Here is a 16,151-nt window from a genome sequence, read left to right as displayed (position 1 = left end):
TTTATTTCTGCGTATAGACGCTGTAGCCCCCAGTTGAACGGGAGCTACAGAGAACATATTAAGATAACTAATTAAGGGTAGGTCGTTGTAAACGTTGTATTCGCTTTAACTAAACCTACGGCTGGTGTGCCAGTACCTGAATATATATAACCTACGGTATAGTTAAATGCGGCACCATTGGTTGAACTGTAGGTTGCTTCGGATTGCGGTAATGCGGATTTAAAATCGATGATGGTATTGGTCGCAGTATCCTGAACCCGGAAACCAGCATCTTTATCGCCAGACAGGTCGGTGTTTAACAGTGCCTGAGTGGTGCTGTTATAATTACCGGTCGTTGAGAATTGGCCTTTTATTTTACCACCGTTGGCTACCGATGCAGCGCAGTTTTTGACGGTTATCCCGAAGCTGGCTTTCTGGGCCGGGGTGCTGGTGGCCGCTTTCATAGACGACACAGTAATATCATCGAGTTTAATCTCTTTGGATGTACCCGCCCCATCAATGCTGACATCGCAGGTTGATGTTGTAATATTTCCTGAGAAATCAATGTTTGCTAAGTCAGCAGCCTGAGCTTGCGTGGTAATACCTGCAACCAGAATGGCTGCAGCACTTAAAAAGCAAAGTTTCATTTTATTTTCCTTAATGGTGTTTTCCCAAGGGGCGATAATTACATAATGGGCATTAATTGGGGAATGATATTTTCTTGTTTAAATTGATTTTGGGATTTTATTTAGGGTGTTTTGCTAATAAGTGTGGTTCAACATTGAGAAAATGTATTGAATCACGGAGTGAGGTAAATTTTATCTGTGCTTGCAAGCGCTGTTTTATATTTTTTGAAAAGGTGCTTTATGTAGTAGGTTTTATTATCTATCTAACAGGACTGAATAATGAATTATTGATTTTGATATTCATTATAATTATAGATGAAGGGCCAGACCCATGAAAGAATGAGTCTGACGAGGCAGTAGATTACAGCGGCATAGTTTTGCGAATGGCGTTAATAAAAGTTTGCGCCGTGCTGGAAAGAGGTGTGTCGATGCGAGTCAGTATGCCGATCGGTTCACCTGCACCCTGGGCTGGAACTGGTAAAGAAACCAGAGCTGCCTGGCGCAGGTCTTCACGTACTGCGCCGGAAGGTACAAACCATACATAGTCGTAATCAACCGTCAATTGGCGGGACAGTGAAGCTGACAACGTTTCGATACAGCCAGACGGCATTTTACAACCCTGGCTTTGTAGTAAGGCTTCTGCATGTTGCCTGGGGGCAGTACCTTTTGGTGAGATCACGACTGGCCACTCCATTACCCGACTCAATGTAATGGTTTCCTGTAATAGCGGATGGTTAGGGCGCACCACCAGTTTCAATGACTCAAGAAATAATAATTCGTAGTTCAGGCCGCTCATCAATTCTGGGTCGGCCATACGGCCAATACCGAGATCGATTTCCCCTGATTTTAAACCTGCCAGTATCATGGGGTTACTCATCGTGGCAACCTGCAGTGTGGTCTCCATTTGCTGTTTATGGAACTGACCGATTACGGTGGGCAGAATGCCCAGCGCAGCAGTAGGCAGCGCGCCAATACGGACAACATCATTTTGCGCTTCTTCTCTTTGGTTTAACGCCTGACCCGCAGTATTGAGCGCATCAAGCACTCTTACCGCATGGGTAAGAAACTGTTCGCCGGGTACCGTTAGCTGCGCGCCCAGACGACCGCGTTCAAAGAGTCTGGCTCCGGTCAGTTGCTCCAGTTCGTTGAGTGTTTTGGAGAGGGCCGGTTGACTCAGGTTGAGGGTTTCAGCTGCGCGCCCCAAAGTCCCCTGTTGTGCAACGGCTACAAAAGTATGAAGGTGGCGCAATCGAATGCGCTGATTGAACAGACCATTTTTTTCCATAAGCGATGTTAAAAACAGAGTCGTATCGGTGACAAGTGAAGTTGTTTGTTTTTGATAACCTGATAGCAAAATATTATTAACATTTATCATGTTTTAATTACAATTGATTTATTTTGCTTATGTTTTGTACAGCCAGGCCAGCAATATGGTAGAGGGCGTTACCAGTCGTTATACTTTGCCTGTCATTCGTTTCCACGACATTCCTCATCATAAGGCACTGATTAATGATACATGTAATAGGGCACCTTAACCCCGATAGCGATGCAATTTGCACCGCTACAATGGCCGCTCGCTGGCTCACTTTACGCGGTCAGCAGGCAACGGCATGGCGAGCGGGGGAAGCTAACCGTGAAACGCAATTTATTTTTAAGCATGCAGGACTGGCGCTGCCAGAACTGTTGACCTTTCCTCTGACCGATCAGGATGTCTGGCTGGTCGATTTTACTGAACCCGCGCAGGGGCCAGATTCGCTTCCAGAGAGTAATGTTGTCGGGATCATCGACCATCACCGTCTCGGTGGATTAATCACTCGTTTGCCGCCGGAAGTCTGGGTGACGCCCGTAGGCAGTAGCGCGACGCTGCTGTGGCAGTTGATGACGGATGATGTACGTAGTCAAATTTCTCCAGCAGAGGCTATTTTGCTGTTAGGTGCAGTGCTGAGTGACACTGTCACGCTGCGTTCACCAACGACTACGCCCGACGATCGTCTGGCAGTGGAGGCTCTTACTCATAAGGCGGGGATTGATCTGGAGGCGTTCAGCCGTAATCTGCTGTCTGCCAAAACCAGCGTGGAAGGGATGAGTGCCCGGCAACTTCTCAATAAAGATATTAAAACGTTCAAAATTCATGGGCATCAGGTCTGTGTGGCGCAACTCGAGCTGTATTCACTAGACCAGGTTGACGCGGTGCTGGACGAGCTTCGCCAGGAAATGATTCGCTATGCAGAGGAAAATCATGCCGCACTGGTCGTTCTGATGCTGACCGATATTAATCTGGGCGATACCAGTCTGTGGTTTGCTGGAACCGAACTTTCAGATGTGCCGCAACCCTGCAAGGTGGAAGGGATGTTAAGCCGTAAAAAACAGATGCTACCGTGGCTGGAAAAACACTTAAAACCGCGTCAGTAAGTTCCGTTAATCGTCGATGTGGGTGGGGGAATTTATGCGGGATCACACTTTGTAAATTCTTCCCACCGGACTGACTGGCGTTCTCTACACTCCAGGTAATATTCACTGGAGGCATGACATTATGGCGAACACCATCACGGCAGATGAGATTCGGGAACAATTTTCGCAGGCAATGTCAGCAATGTACCAGCAGGAAGTCCCGCAGTATGGCACGTTGCTGGAACTTGTCGCTGATGTGAATCTGGCTGTTCTGGAAAATAATCCAACGCTACATGAAAAACTGGCGAATGCGGATGAGTTAGCGCGACTTAACGTCGAGCGCCATGGCGCTATTCGGGTGGGGACTGCACAGGAACTCTCCACACTGCGGCGAATGTTTGCCATTATGGGCATGTATCCCGTTAGCTATTACGATCTCTCTCAGGCCGGCGTTCCCGTTCATTCCACAGCGTTTCGCCCCATTGACGACGCATCTCTTTCGCGCAATCCGTTTCGGGTATTTACTTCATTATTACGGCTCGAATTAATCGAAAATGTAGCGTTGCGTCAAAGGGCTGCAGAGATCCTCGCGAAGCGCGATATTTTTACTCGCCGTTGTCACGAACTTCTGGATGAATTTGATGCCCAGGGTGCTTTCACGCCAGCACAGGCACGGGAGTTTGTGCATGAAGCACTGGAAACATTCCGTTGGCATCAGCATGCCACGGTTGACGAAGAGACCTATCACGCGCTGCATAACGAACACCGGCTGATCGCCGACGTGGTGTGTTTCCCCGGTTGCCACATAAATCACCTGACGCCGCGTACGTTAGATATTGACCGCGTACAATCGATGATGCCGGAATGCGGTATTGAACCGAAAATTCTCATCGAAGGACCTCCGCGTCGTGATGTGCCCATTTTGCTGCGCCAGACCAGCTTCAAAGCGCTGGAGGAAGCGGTGCTGTTTGCCGGGGAAATGCGCGGGACCCACACGGCGCGCTTTGGTGAGATCGAACAACGTGGCGTAGCGCTGACGCCAAAAGGCAGGCAGTTGTATGACGAACTCCTGAATAAAGCGGGAACGGGGAAAGATAACCTGACGCATCAGTTACATCTTCAGGAAGTGTTCAAGGCTTTCCCTGACAGCGAATTTCTACTGCGGCAGCAGGGGCTGGCCTGGTTCCGCTATCGATTAACGCCATCGGGTGAGGCGCATCGTCAGGCAATTCGACCAGAGGACGATCCTCAGCCACTGATCGAGCGTGGCTGGTTGGTGGCCCAACCTATTACTTACGAGGATTTTTTACCGGTCAGCGCTGCGGGAATATTCCAGTCTAATCTGGGCAATGAAACACAAGCGCGTACGCACGGCAACGCCAGTCGGGATGCGTTTGAGCAGGCGCTTGGTTGCGCAGTTTACGATGAGTTTGCGCTATATCGGGAGGCAGAAGAACGAAGCAAACGGCGATGTGGTTTGCTCTGATGGGATTTACACGGGTTTCAGTCTGTTCTCATCGACATAAAATATTTTCGATTTTGTACAGATAATCGGCGACCAACAATTGGATTATTAATGAATTTTGTCTAGAGTGAGCGGTCAGAAATCTGCACTCTCTTGCCGCTGATTAAGACCGGCGCGGGACCATTTACACGACCAGAAGGACTCACTTTCAGGCATGAATCGTAGACGATTTATTAAAGGTTCAATGGCAATGGCCGCCGTGTGCGGAACCAGTGGTATTGCATCACTCTTCTCCCGCGCCGCTTATGCGGCAGAAACTGACATTGCAGACGGAAAAACCGTACGTTTCGATTTTTCCGTTCTGCAGTCGATGGCTCATGATTTAGCGCAAAAAACGTGGGGTGGCGCACCGCGTGCATTACCTGACACGCTGGCTAAACTGACGCCTCAGGCTTACAACAGCATTCAATATGACGCAGAGCAGTCTCTGTGGAATAACGTTGAAAATCGTCAGCTCGACGCGCAGTTCTTCCATGTAGGAATGGGCTTCCGTCGCCGTGTACGCATGTTCTCGGTCGATGGCAGTACACATATGGCGCGTGAAATTCACTTCCGCCCTGAGCTGTTCAAATACAATGATGCGGGTGTCGGTACTAAACAGCTGGAAGGGCAAACTGACCTTGGCTTCGCGGGCTTCCGCGTGTTTAAAGCACCAGAACTGGCCCGTCGCGACGTGGTCTCTTTCCTGGGCGCCAGCTATTTCCGCGCTGTGGATGACACCTATCAGTACGGTTTGTCGGCGCGCGGTCTGGCGGTCGATACTTATACCGACACCAAAGAAGAGTTTCCTGACTTCACCGCTTTCTGGTTCGAAACGGTTAAACCGGGAGCAACCTCATTTACCGTTTATGCTCTGCTTGATAGCCCAAGCGTGACCGGTGCGTTTAAGTTCGTGATCCACTGTGAGAAGACACAGGTGATCATGGATGTGCAGAATCACATCTATGCCCGTAAAGACATCAAGCAACTCGGTATTGCGCCGATGACCAGTATGTTTAGCTGCGGCAATAATGAACGTCGGATGTGCGACACCATTCACCCACAAATTCATGACTCCGATCGTCTGGCGATGTGGCGGGGCAATGGCGAGTGGATCTGCCGTCCACTGAATAACCCGCAAAAGTTGCAGTTCAATGCCTACACCGATAACAACCCGAGAGGGTTCGGGCTGCTGCAACTTGATCGTGATTTTTCACACTATCAGGACATCATGGGTTGGTACAATAAGCGCCCGAGCCTGTGGGTAGAACCGCGCAACCAGTGGGGTAAGGGCACCATTGGACTCATGGAGATCCCGACCACGGGTGAAACGCTGGATAACGTTGTCTGTTTCTGGCAGCCGGATAAATCGATCAAAGCTGGTGACGATCTGGAGTTCAAATATCGTCTTTACTGGAGTGCTCAACCACCTGTGCGCTCACCGCTGGCGCGCGTACTGGCTACCCGCACCGGTATGGGTGGATTCCCGGAAGGATGGGCGCCGGGCGAACATTACCCGGAAAAATGGGCGCGTCGTTTTGCCATTGATTTCGTTGGTGGAGATCTGAAAGGTGCTGCACCGAAGGGGATTGAACCGGTCATTACGCTCTCCAGTGGAGAAGCAAAACAAATTGAGATCCTCTACGTTGAGCCAATTGATGGCTATCGCATTCAGTTTGACTGGTATCCGACATCTGACTCAACTGACCCGGTAGACATGCGTATGTTCCTGCGTTGTCAGGGGGATGCTATCAGCGAAACCTGGCTGTATCAGTATTTCCCGCCTGCTGCGGATAAGCGTCAGTATGTTGACGACCGCGAAATGCGCTAATTGCGTGCCCAGTGGCTCTCCTGATGGGGAGCCATATCTGTCATCTCCCCCAAAACCGTCTGTTCACTATTTACTCGATCCTGTTCTCATTTTTCCCTGGTTTAACCAGGTAAGCTGAGGATGTGTATTTGTTGTACACGTTCTTGACCACTAACAGGGAGAAAGTATGTTTCCAGAATACAGAGACCTTATTTCCCGACTGAAAACCGAGAACCCTCGCTTTCTGTCTTTATTCGAAAAACACAACAGCCTTGATCATGAAATTTCCAGACTGGAAGGTTCGGATGGTCGGGGATACAGTTTGGATATTGTTCGCCTGAAGAAACAGAAACTCCACTTGAAGGAAGACCTGCTCAAAATTTTGCAAAAAGAGAGTGTCAGTGAGGGCTAAATAGAACTGCTCCGCTGTGTAAAAGGGCTTTCCGCAAGAATGGGAAGCCCTTCCTGTTTGGGGCTTAGTCGACAAGTACGCGTTTGTTTGTCGCACCCCAGAGAATCGACATTTCAGTGAACAGCGCGCCGCTAATTTCTTCAACTTCCTCAGCGCTAACCTGCGCATTCCCTTGTTTGCCAAATAACACCACTTCATCACCTGAAGCAACCTGTGGCAGATCGGTCACATCGACAATCAGCGTATTCATCGAGGTTTTGCCTAACACAGGTACCCGCTGGCCGCGGATCAGAACATGTCCTGCGTTACTGAATACGCGGCGGTAACCATCTGCATAACCCGCCGGGATATTGGCGAGCACGGAATTGCGTTTGAGGGTATACGTTCGGTCATACCCAACGGTATTTCCTTTCGGGTAATGGTTGACTGAAGCAATTGCAGATTTAAAGGTCATCACACGTTTATATTCAGTGCTGGCGATGGTATCGCCATAAAAAATTCCGCCGACACGCACCATATCCAACCACGACTCGGGAACAGTCAGCGTGGCGAAGGTATTAGCGACATGCAACGTAACTTCTTCGCGCTTAAGCCCGGTGATTTTGAGGACCTGTGCGGATTGTGAGTTGAAACGGGCCAGATCGCGTTTAACCACCGCAGCATCTTCTTCCGGGAAATGCGACATGAGCCCAACAATTTTCAGGCCCGGTAAGGCTGAAATTGCGCGAGCCTCTTCCAGTCCCGCCGCCGTACTGACTTCCAGACCATTGCGTGACATACCGCCAGAGTTCAGTGCCAGATGAATACGGATGGTTTTTCCTTTCTCCCGGGCAATGGCACTCAGGCGCTTAGCCATATCCAGGTTGCCTATCAACTCTTCGGTATCAAAATCTGCCGCCTGCCGCATCTCTTTTTCTGTTGCGTTTCGAACGCGCATGAGCTGCGATTTAAATCCTGACTGGCGGACGGTGCTGATTTCCTCATTGCTCGCGACGCCTATACATTGAACACCATTTTGCATCATTATTGGGGTCACTAACGAGAGGTCATGCCCGTAAGCATCTCCTTTCAGGATGGCGCACATGCGGGTTTTATCACCCAGCAGTTGCTGAACTTTGTGAACGTTATATTCCAGCGCGCTACGAGAAATTTCCAGAGTGGTATTATCCACGACCAGTTGCTTACTTACCGCATAGGGAACGGGGCTCGCCTGTGTATCAGTGGCGGGCTGGTGACAGGCGGTAATCAGTAACAGCGGGATCAGTGCTAAACGGCCCAAAGGTGCTGCCATGCTTGCTCCTTAGCAAAATAGTAGGGGTGTTGTTGTCATCATTACGGCTCCCCCTCGGCGGGGAGATGCCCGAAGAAATAGAGTAGCGGGTTATGCGCGGTATATTGTCTCTAAGTGATTGCTGTAACAGCATAAAAAAGTGTTATTCACGGTGGTAATCAGATTAATATCAGCTGGTGCCAGTCAGAAATGCCCCTTTAACGATCGCAAAGGAGATAAACATGCCGGAAATTATTAGCGTCAGTGAAACGCTGGAACTGCGTGCAGTAGAAGAACAACATGTTACGCCATTACATCAACTGGTGGTTAAAAATAAGGCATGGCTCCAGCAGTCGCTGAACTGGCCGCAGTTTGTTGGTTCTGAGGAGGACACGCGTAAGAACGTGCAGGGGAACATGATGTTACATCAACGCGGCTACGCCAAAATGTTCCTTATTTTTGAGCATGAAGATGTGGTGGGCGTTATCTCGTTTAATCAGGTAGAACCGCTGAACAAAGCCGCTTATATCGGTTACTGGCTGGATGAAGCTCATCAGGGGCAGGGTATTATGTCCCGGGCGTTACAGGCCTTTATTCATCACTATGCACAACGCGGAGAGATCCGACGTTTTACCATTAAATGCCGGGTAAATAACCCCGAGAGCAATCGGGTGGCGCAACGTAACGGCTTCTCGCTGGAAGGTTGTATGAAACAGGCCGAGTTTCTTAATGGTGTGTACCATGATGTTAATCTCTATGCCCGAATCATCGACAACGCCTCAGAGTAAGCCAGCCAGGGGCGTGCGCGTAATACGCTGTTCGCCGTTGATAACCTTAGGCCCGCGCAGATGAATAGCATCACCATCAAACGCCTCGACGTGGGCCTGCCCGTTAATTTCAACGCGATGTTCAATGAGCACTTCTCCCCGGATGCGGACATGGCCTTCAATAAGTATGTTGTCATCGAGCAGGATCGGGCCACCGCGTAGTTCGGCATGACCGCCGACCAGCACGTGGTGTTTCAGAACGCAGTTACCCTCAACCAATGCGTGCTCTGCCACTTGTGAGCTGTAGCGCAACGTCGGAATAGCATCTTCATCAACTCCGGCTAGTATGCGGGCGTGTCCGTACACTTTCGCACAATCGCAAATCCAGACATTATTTTCCTCATTGCCTTTTATAAGCGCAAATTCAAACACTTCAGCACGGTGTTCAATAAACGCGTAGCTGACACTGGCTTCGCCATAGATCTGCGCCTGATGTACAACACGAGAATTGCTGAGGGTAGCGCGGTCGTAGATTTGCAGAATCTGGTCGCTTTCACGGGTTAATCCTTTGGCCGCGATAATTTCACAGTGACACTCAATGCATGCATCGCCGGACAGCAGACACTCTCCCTGAACGAGAGAATCTTTAACTGTGACGTTGTCACGTATTTGTGCGCCGTGGCTTATTTCAGCGCGATCGATCCAGACTTCATCACCAATCTGTACGCCATCTCTGATAATGCTTTCCTGCGTAATACGGGCATTTCCTGAGATCGCCGCACCGGAGAACGCCAGCGCATTTTGATCGTAAATCCAGCAATTGCCGCTCTGCGCCAGTACGTTTTCATCGTCAATCCAGCCGCCTCGCGTCCCGGCTTTAACGTCATTAAAGTCAATAAGGGCGATAATCTGGCGTAGCAATACACTTTTTTTGTTGCCATTATCCTGATAACTGAAGGAGCGTGGCTCATCACTTAGGCGATATTTTGTCATAGCCTCATTTCCATGTTGCGCACTTTAGTTAAACGTAGCAAAGTTTTCCACGCTGGCTAAACCGCCAGAAATTCCATAAAATGCATTTCAAATATACTTTAAAAAATAAACAAAATGAGTAACAACAAAGAGAGTGATCGGATCCTCAATCTTCCGGCCGGTTATTTTGGGATGGTACTGGGCATCATAGGTATGGGGTTTGCGTGGCGATATGCCAGCCAGATATGGTCGGTCGGCCACTGGGTCGGCGATGGTCTGGTGATCCTCGCGATGATTATTTGGGGTCTGTTGACGCTGGCATTTCTTACCCGCCTGGTGCGATTCCCGCACAGTGTGCTGGCAGAAATTCGCCATCCGGTGATGAGCAGCTTTGTCAGTCTTTTCCCTGCCACAACGATGCTGGTCGCAATTGGCTTTGTCCCCTGGTATCGTCCATTAGCCGTGGGATTGTTCAGTATCGGCGTGGTGATTCAGTTATTGTACGCAGCCTGGCAAACGGCAGGGCTTTGGAGAGGTTCGCATCCAGAGGAAGCAACAACGCCGGGGTTATATTTGCCGACCGTGGCCAATAACTTTATCAGCGCCATGGCCTGCGGTGCGTTGGGTTTCAACGATGCCGGATTGGTATTTTTGGGGGCAGGCGTCTTCTCATGGTTAAGCCTTGAACCTGTTATCCTGCAACGTCTACGCAGTTCAGGCGAACTACCTGCTGTATTACGCACTTCACTGGGTATTCAACTGGCGCCTGCACTGGTCGCCTGTAGTGCCTGGCTCAGCGTCAATGGCGGTGAAGGCGATACGTTGGCCAAAATGTTATTTGGCTATGGCCTGCTGCAGCTTCTTTTCATGTTACGCCTGATGCCGTGGTATTTGTCCCAGCCATTTAATGCCTCTTTCTGGAGTTTCTCGTTCGGCGTGTCAGCGCTGGCGACGACGGGGCTGCATTTAGGGCACAGCAGTGAGTCTGGTTTTTTTCATACTCTGGCGATCCCTCTGTTTATTTTTACCAATTTTATCATTGCACTATTACTGGTACGTACGTTTGTATTGTTGATGCAGGGAAAACTGCTCATCCGCACGGAGCGTGCTGCATTACTGAAATCTGAGGATAAATAATGACCCTTTGCGACGAAAACTACTTTACGGAAAAATATGATTTAACCCGCACGCATTCCGATGTTGTCGAAGCGGCAAAAATTGTTGCGCCAGGCAAAACGTTAGATCTGGGCTGCGGCAATGGTCGCAACAGCCTCTACCTGGCGGCAAACGGCTACGACGTTACCGCATGGGATAAAAATCCCATGAGCATTGCTAATCTGGAGCGCATCAAGGCTGCTGAAGGGTTGAACAATCTGCAAGCGAAGGTTGTGGATCTTAATGCGCTGAGCTTTGACGGCGAATACGACTTTATTCTTTCTACCGTTGTGATGATGTTCCTGGAAGCGAAAACAATCCCAGGGCTTATCGAAAATATGCAGCGTTGTACTAAACCTGGCGGATATAACCTGATCGTCGCAGCAATGGACACTGATGATTTCCCTTGCACCGTCGGTTTCCCGTTTGCGTTTAAAGAAGGTGAATTACGCCGTTATTACAATGGTTGGGATCTGCTGAAATATAACGAAGATGTGGGTGAACTTCACCGCACAGATGAAAACGGCAATCGCATTAAACTGCGCTTTGCGACAATGCTGGCGCGTAAGACGGCCTGACCCTCCTGGTAAGATAACTCTCTCTGCGGGCAGCATTTTTTTATCGTGCTGACCGCAGAAATAAAAATGTGTGACGCTTACCATTTTTAGTACATCCAAAATGAATCCGTTTTGCTATCCTTTTTTATGCATCATTGCGAAAACTAAAGGGATCGTTTCATGCGTACTCAAACTTTATTTAAAGTTGCAGTGCTTACCGGTTTGTTGGCGTTATCTGGCTGTGCGTCAAAAGTGACGCAGCCGGATAAATACTCTGGGTTTTTAAAAGATTATTCTGGCCTGAAGGAAACTAAATCAGCAACCGGACAACCGGTGCTCCGTTGGGTTGACCCAAACTTCAATGAATCCAAATACGACAATATCGTTTATAACCCGATAACGTATTATCCGATTCCTAAGCCCACCACACAGGTAGGTCAGCAGGTTCTTGATAAGTTGCTGACCTATACCAACACTCAAATGAAGACCGCTATTGCTAAACGTAAACCTCTGGTTACGACCCCAGGTCCGCGTAGCCTGATTTTCCGTGGGGCGATCACCGGTGTAGCAACCAGTAAAGAAGGGCTGCAATTCTATGAAGTGGTCCCGGTTGCGCTGGTCGTAGCAGGTACTCAAATGGTAACAGGGCACCGCACAATGGATACTCACCTCTATTTCGAGGGTGAGTTGATCGATGCGGCGACCAATAAACCAGTGATTAGAGTTGTACGTCAGGGTGAAGGTAAAGACCTGAACAACGAAAGCACGCCGATGGCGTTCGAAACGTTGAAAAAAGTTGTTGATGACATGGCGACAGACGCCTCAATGTTTGACGTGAACAGCAACAAAAAATAATGATGAACGCACCATCTGCAACAAGCAGATGGTGCCTTTTTCTATGCCGTACGGCGACGGTAAAATAACTTACCAACCAGAGCCTCAGGTCGTGCAAACATCACCAGATTCCCCAGTAAAATCAGCACTAACCCGGCAATCGCATTGAGCTGCCAGACATACCCCTCATACAATGTAGACAGCGTGAGCGCCACCAATGGGAAAAGCAATGTGCTGTATGCTGCCTTACTGGGACCAATGCGTCCGACCAGCGTGAAATAGGCGCCGAAGGCAATCACTGAACCAAAAATCGCCAGATACAACAGTGCGCTGAGATAGCTGAAAGTCCACTGCGGCGTGAAGTTATCACCACGCACCACAGCAATCGCCGCAATCAATAATGTGCCATACAGCATTGCCCAACTGTTGGTGGTCAGGATCTCGAGCCCTTTTTTCTGATGGCGCATGCTGATCATATTGCCCAGTGAGAAACCAAAGGTCCCCAGAGCACTTAAGCCAATTCCCAACAACAGTGAATGATTAAACCCGCTGTTGACCAAATCTTGCCAGAACAGCGTGACGATACCCGTTAACCCCAGAGCTGCTGCAATATAGAAGCGTACCGGCGGTTTTTGACCAAAAAATACGAAGCTATTTATCGCATTGAACAGCACGGCCATGGAGAAAATAACCGATTCCAGCCCTGTATTGATCCAGGCAGCAGCGGTGTAAAAACACCAGAAGTTGAAGCAAAAAACGCATCCTCCCTGCAACAGACAAAACAGATGATCGCGACCGGAAAGCTTGCGTAGTCTGCCACTCATCAGCAGGAGCAATATCATCACTACGCTGGCGACGGCAAAACGCCAGAAGATGGAGACGGGCGCAGGAACCGGACCTTGCTGCAGGTAAATTGCAATCCATGTGGTTCCCCATATCACCACGACCAGACAGTACAACAGTGCGTTCATACGACACCCTCTCTCTTTTTTTATTCAGAAATACACTGTGTCATGACATTAGTCAGGGGGCTTTCATCTGTTTGCGCGGGACTTGCATAATCTTGCGCTTTTTTTGCCGCAAGCGTGAAAAGGAGGCTGTTAACGACATATAGCTGAGATAGACTGAAAAGCCTGCTAACTTCTTTTGAATGTGATGGTATGTCTCAGCCCTACGATGCCTTTGAAAACTTACGCAAACATAATGCCGTGTTGCATGAATCGGTTGCGTTACATTCAGGGATCCAACTGGCGGCCTGGTCGAACAAACGCGACACCATCACACAATATTGCGATCACCATACGCTCAGTTTGTATGTCGCCGATGGCTACGAGAGCTATCACAAGACGGCGGGGGGCTGGAAGAACGGTGGCGGCCCGGACCGTTTCTGTCTGATGCCGAAAGAGAGCGAGTCGAGTTGGGACATCCGTGATGCCCTGTCGTTTGTTCATCTCTACTGTACGGACGCACATTTACGTGAAGTGGGTGAGAAAGTCTGGGACAAAAGTCCATATAGTTTCACACTGGATGAGCATACATTTGGTAGCGACCCCGGGATCACCGCAGTTTACCGCCAGTTTTTGCTCGGAAATGACTGGCAGCAACCCGCCAATCATCTCACGCTCAGCGCTGCATCCTCGCTTTTATTAACGCACCTGATCCAGCATTACAGCAATGTACAATGGCGGGCACCGGCGGTCACGGGAGGTCTTGCTCCCGTCACATTGCGAAACGTACTGGCCTATATTGAGGCACATCTTGCTTACCCGATAACCCTGAGCGATCTGGCAGGCGAAGCGGCGTTAAGTGATTTTCACTTTGCCAGAATGTTTCGTCAGTCAATGAACATGGCACCGCACCAGTACGTTATGCAGCGTCGAATGACGCTGGCGCAACAACTGGTCTGCTATTCTTCACGCAGTTTGTCGGATATTGCGATGGCCTGTGGATTCAGTTCGGCAAGCCATTTCAGTAACCGGTTTAAACAGGTTACGGGTAAGACGCCATCGCAGTTACGCGCGGCGCGCTAATCTCAGCACCGCATAGCACAACCCACCGGCAACTAATCCCCAGAATGCAGAGCCAATCCCCAATAGCGTTAACCCACTGGCGGTAACCAGAAAAGTGATGATGGCGGCATCCCGTTCCGTTTCATTATGTAATGCCTGGTACAGACTGCCGCTAATGGTCCCCAACAGCGCCAGACCAGCCAACATCTGGATCCAGCTAACGGGCAGGGCTGTCATTAACCCACTGACTGAACCGCCAAATATCCCCGCCAGCAAATAGAATACGCCAGCAGCGGCAGCGGCTAACCAGCGTCGCTGTGCGTCAGGGTGTGCTTCGGGACTTTGGCAAATCGCAGCGGTGATGGCGGCTATACAAATGGAATAGACACCAAAAGGGGAAAACAACAGTGCCAGCAGGCCGGTGAAAACAATCAGCGGTGAAACAGGCAATGAGTAGCCGGAAGCCTTCATGGTGGCGATACCAGGAGCATTTTGCGATGCCATCGTCACCAGAAATAGCGGTATCGCAACGCTGATGCTGTAGGCAAAGGAAAAATGAGGAGCAATAAACTCAGGTACTACCGGCGACAGGCTTACACTATTTGTGACAATGTCACCTTTAATCAGAGCAATGACGATACCCACCAGCATCGCGGCGATAACCGCATAACGTGGGGCCAGGACTTTTAAGACCAGCCACGCCAGCAGCATACTGCCGCACAGAACCCATTCACTATTGAGACTGGCGAATGCCTGCAATCCAAAACGTAGCAGGATCCCGGCCAGCATAGCCGACGCCAGAGAGTGTGGGATAATTTTCATCAGACGGGCGAACAGCCCGGTTACGCCGCACAGCACAATTAGCGCATTAGCGACAATAAAAACGCCGATCGCGTCCTGAATTGTTAAGCCTTGCAGACCGGTGACCAGCAGTGCCGCGCCTGGTGTTGACCAGGCAGTCAATACCGGAGCGCGATACCATAGTGTCAGTACCAGCGTGCTAACGCCCATCGCGAGCCCAAGGGCAGTCATCCAGCCCGCGATTTGCGCGCTTGTCGCACCCGCAGACATTGCCGCTTGCCAGATAATAGCCGCCGAGCTGGCGTAGCCGACCAGAACGGCAACGAAACCGGATAAGACGGTGGGTAAAGGTATTGAAAGCGCGCGCATAAAGACTCCGTGTGCGTTATAACGGTCAGTCACTGTATCACTGTGCGTTATAGCGTACAAGTGGTAAGCTATTGTTTTGCAGAAGGGGATTAAGGGAGGAATAAATGGACAATTTAACTCAATATCTGGCCACTACGCTCAGAACATTGCGCCACCAGCGAGAATGGAGCCTTTCTCGCCTGGCCGAGGAGACAGGCGTTTCAAAGGCAATGCTGGGGCAGATTGAACGTAATGAATCCAGCCCCACGGTGGCGACATTGTGGAAAATCGCGACTGGGCTGAACGTCCCATTTTCAACCTTTATTTCACCGCCAGAATCCGACGGCACGACCACATTCGATCCCGAACAACAGGCAATGGTGGTGACACCGCTTTTCCCGTGGGATCCACAACTTTGCTTTGACCATTTTTCGATCCTATTGGCTCCGGGGGCGCTGAGTGAATCTACCCCACATGAGACTGGCGTCATTGAGCATGTCGTAGTGATTAATGGCCTGCTCGATATGTACATTGAGGGGGCATGGCGAACATTAAAAGCCGGTGAGGGGGTGCGTTTTGCCGGAGATACTGCGCACAGTTATCGTAACAGCAGTGAACAGACGGTTCACTTTCATTCACTCATCCATTACCCGCGCAGTTAATCGGGAAAACTATTCCGAAACGTTGCGCTTCTGACTACAATAGCCGCCATTTTG

General features: G+C 49.9%; 16 protein-coding genes. 10 read left to right on the top strand and 6 right to left on the bottom strand.

Features of this window, described 5'->3' with window-relative positions:
* Positions 1–71: 71 nt before the first annotated feature.
* Together AACS05_RS12270 and AACS05_RS12265 are read right to left on the bottom strand one after the other, a co-directional pair.
* The gene (locus AACS05_RS12270; protein WP_045443390.1) at positions 72–626 is read right to left on the bottom strand and encodes a fimbrial protein; all 555 of its coding nucleotides are present in this window, start codon (positions 624–626) and stop codon (positions 72–74) included.
* 340 nt (positions 627–966) lie between these two features.
* On the bottom strand, positions 967–1,890 hold the full coding sequence (locus tag AACS05_RS12265) for a LysR substrate-binding domain-containing protein (protein ID WP_045449629.1): 924 nt from the start codon (positions 1,888–1,890) through the stop codon (positions 967–969).
* 224 nt (positions 1,891–2,114) lie between these two features.
* Between AACS05_RS12265 and AACS05_RS12260 the strand changes: the two genes are divergently transcribed.
* The 4 genes from AACS05_RS12260 to AACS05_RS12245 all read left to right on the top strand — a co-directional run bounded on the left by AACS05_RS12260 (position 2,115) and on the right by AACS05_RS12245 (position 6,722).
* Positions 2,115–3,017 (top strand): manganese-dependent inorganic pyrophosphatase, encoded by a 903-nt coding sequence (locus tag AACS05_RS12260; RefSeq protein WP_045443387.1) that lies wholly within the window; start codon positions 2,115–2,117, stop codon positions 3,015–3,017.
* Between the two features lie 121 nt (positions 3,018–3,138).
* Positions 3,139–4,482 (top strand): 2-oxoadipate dioxygenase/decarboxylase HglS, encoded by a 1,344-nt coding sequence (gene hglS, locus AACS05_RS12255; protein WP_045443374.1) that lies wholly within the window; start codon positions 3,139–3,141, stop codon positions 4,480–4,482.
* A gap of 193 nt (positions 4,483–4,675) precedes the next feature.
* Positions 4,676–6,331: a glucan biosynthesis protein D gene (locus AACS05_RS12250; protein WP_071828947.1), complete on the top strand. Its 1,656-nt coding sequence runs from the start codon at positions 4,676–4,678 to the stop codon at positions 6,329–6,331.
* 166 nt (positions 6,332–6,497) lie between these two features.
* The gene (locus AACS05_RS12245) at positions 6,498–6,722 is read left to right on the top strand and encodes a YdcH family protein (RefSeq protein WP_045443368.1); all 225 of its coding nucleotides are present in this window, start codon (positions 6,498–6,500) and stop codon (positions 6,720–6,722) included.
* A 64-nt stretch (positions 6,723–6,786) separates the two neighbouring features.
* Here AACS05_RS12245 and alr read toward each other — a convergent pair whose 3' ends face one another.
* Positions 6,787–8,013, bottom strand: coding sequence for an alanine racemase (gene alr / locus AACS05_RS12240; protein ID WP_045443365.1), 1,227 nt, complete (start codon positions 8,011–8,013; stop codon positions 6,787–6,789).
* Positions 8,014–8,234: 221 nt separating this feature from the next.
* Between alr and rimL the strand changes: the two genes are divergently transcribed.
* Positions 8,235–8,780 (top strand): 50S ribosomal protein L7/L12-serine acetyltransferase, encoded by a 546-nt coding sequence (rimL, locus tag AACS05_RS12235; RefSeq protein WP_045443362.1) that lies wholly within the window; start codon positions 8,235–8,237, stop codon positions 8,778–8,780.
* Here the strand turns inward: rimL and ydcK are convergent.
* Positions 8,772–9,752 carry a YdcK family protein gene (ydcK, locus tag AACS05_RS12230; RefSeq protein WP_045443359.1) on the bottom strand — a complete coding sequence of 327 codons (981 nt, stop codon included), beginning with the start codon at positions 9,750–9,752 and terminating at the stop codon, positions 8,772–8,774. The genes rimL and ydcK overlap by 9 nt on opposite strands.
* A gap of 114 nt (positions 9,753–9,866) precedes the next feature.
* Here ydcK and tehA point away from each other — a divergent pair, with 114 nt between their 5' ends.
* The 3 genes from tehA to AACS05_RS12215 all read left to right on the top strand — a co-directional run bounded on the left by tehA (position 9,867) and on the right by AACS05_RS12215 (position 12,298).
* Positions 9,867–10,868 (top strand): dicarboxylate transporter/tellurite-resistance protein TehA, encoded by a 1,002-nt coding sequence (gene tehA / locus AACS05_RS12225; protein ID WP_045443348.1) that lies wholly within the window; start codon positions 9,867–9,869, stop codon positions 10,866–10,868.
* A complete protein-coding gene (gene tehB, locus AACS05_RS12220; protein WP_045443345.1) occupies positions 10,868–11,464 on the top strand; it encodes a tellurite resistance methyltransferase TehB in 597 nt (198 codons plus the stop codon). Before tehA ends, tehB begins: the two co-directional genes overlap by 1 nt.
* Before the next feature lie 159 nt (positions 11,465–11,623).
* On the top strand, positions 11,624–12,298 hold the full coding sequence (locus tag AACS05_RS12215) for a DUF3313 domain-containing protein (RefSeq protein WP_045443332.1): 675 nt from the start codon (positions 11,624–11,626) through the stop codon (positions 12,296–12,298).
* A 41-nt stretch (positions 12,299–12,339) separates the two neighbouring features.
* Here AACS05_RS12215 and AACS05_RS12210 read toward each other — a convergent pair whose 3' ends face one another.
* Positions 12,340–13,248 carry a DMT family transporter gene (locus AACS05_RS12210; RefSeq protein WP_045443329.1) on the bottom strand — a complete coding sequence of 303 codons (909 nt, stop codon included), beginning with the start codon at positions 13,246–13,248 and terminating at the stop codon, positions 12,340–12,342.
* Positions 13,249–13,437: 189 nt separating this feature from the next.
* Here AACS05_RS12210 and AACS05_RS12205 point away from each other — a divergent pair, with 189 nt between their 5' ends.
* A complete protein-coding gene (locus AACS05_RS12205; RefSeq protein WP_045443327.1) occupies positions 13,438–14,307 on the top strand; it encodes a helix-turn-helix domain-containing protein in 870 nt (289 codons plus the stop codon).
* On the opposite strand, the gene AACS05_RS12200 is transcribed toward AACS05_RS12205, so the two are convergent.
* Positions 14,290–15,456 (bottom strand): benzoate/H(+) symporter BenE family transporter, encoded by a 1,167-nt coding sequence (locus AACS05_RS12200; RefSeq protein WP_045443324.1) that lies wholly within the window; start codon positions 15,454–15,456, stop codon positions 14,290–14,292. The genes AACS05_RS12205 and AACS05_RS12200 overlap by 18 nt on opposite strands.
* A gap of 104 nt (positions 15,457–15,560) precedes the next feature.
* On the opposite strand from AACS05_RS12200, the gene AACS05_RS12195 reads away from it, so the two are divergent.
* Entirely contained in the window at positions 15,561–16,097 is a 537-nt protein-coding gene (locus AACS05_RS12195) for a helix-turn-helix domain-containing protein (RefSeq protein WP_045443321.1), read from the top strand.
* The last annotated feature ends 54 nt before the right edge of the window (positions 16,098–16,151 follow it).

This window comes from Citrobacter sp. S-77, from assembly GCF_963864895.1.
Taxonomy (GTDB): domain Bacteria; phylum Pseudomonadota; class Gammaproteobacteria; order Enterobacterales; family Enterobacteriaceae; genus Citrobacter; species Citrobacter murliniae.
This window is presented reverse-complemented; position numbering and strand designations above follow the sequence as displayed.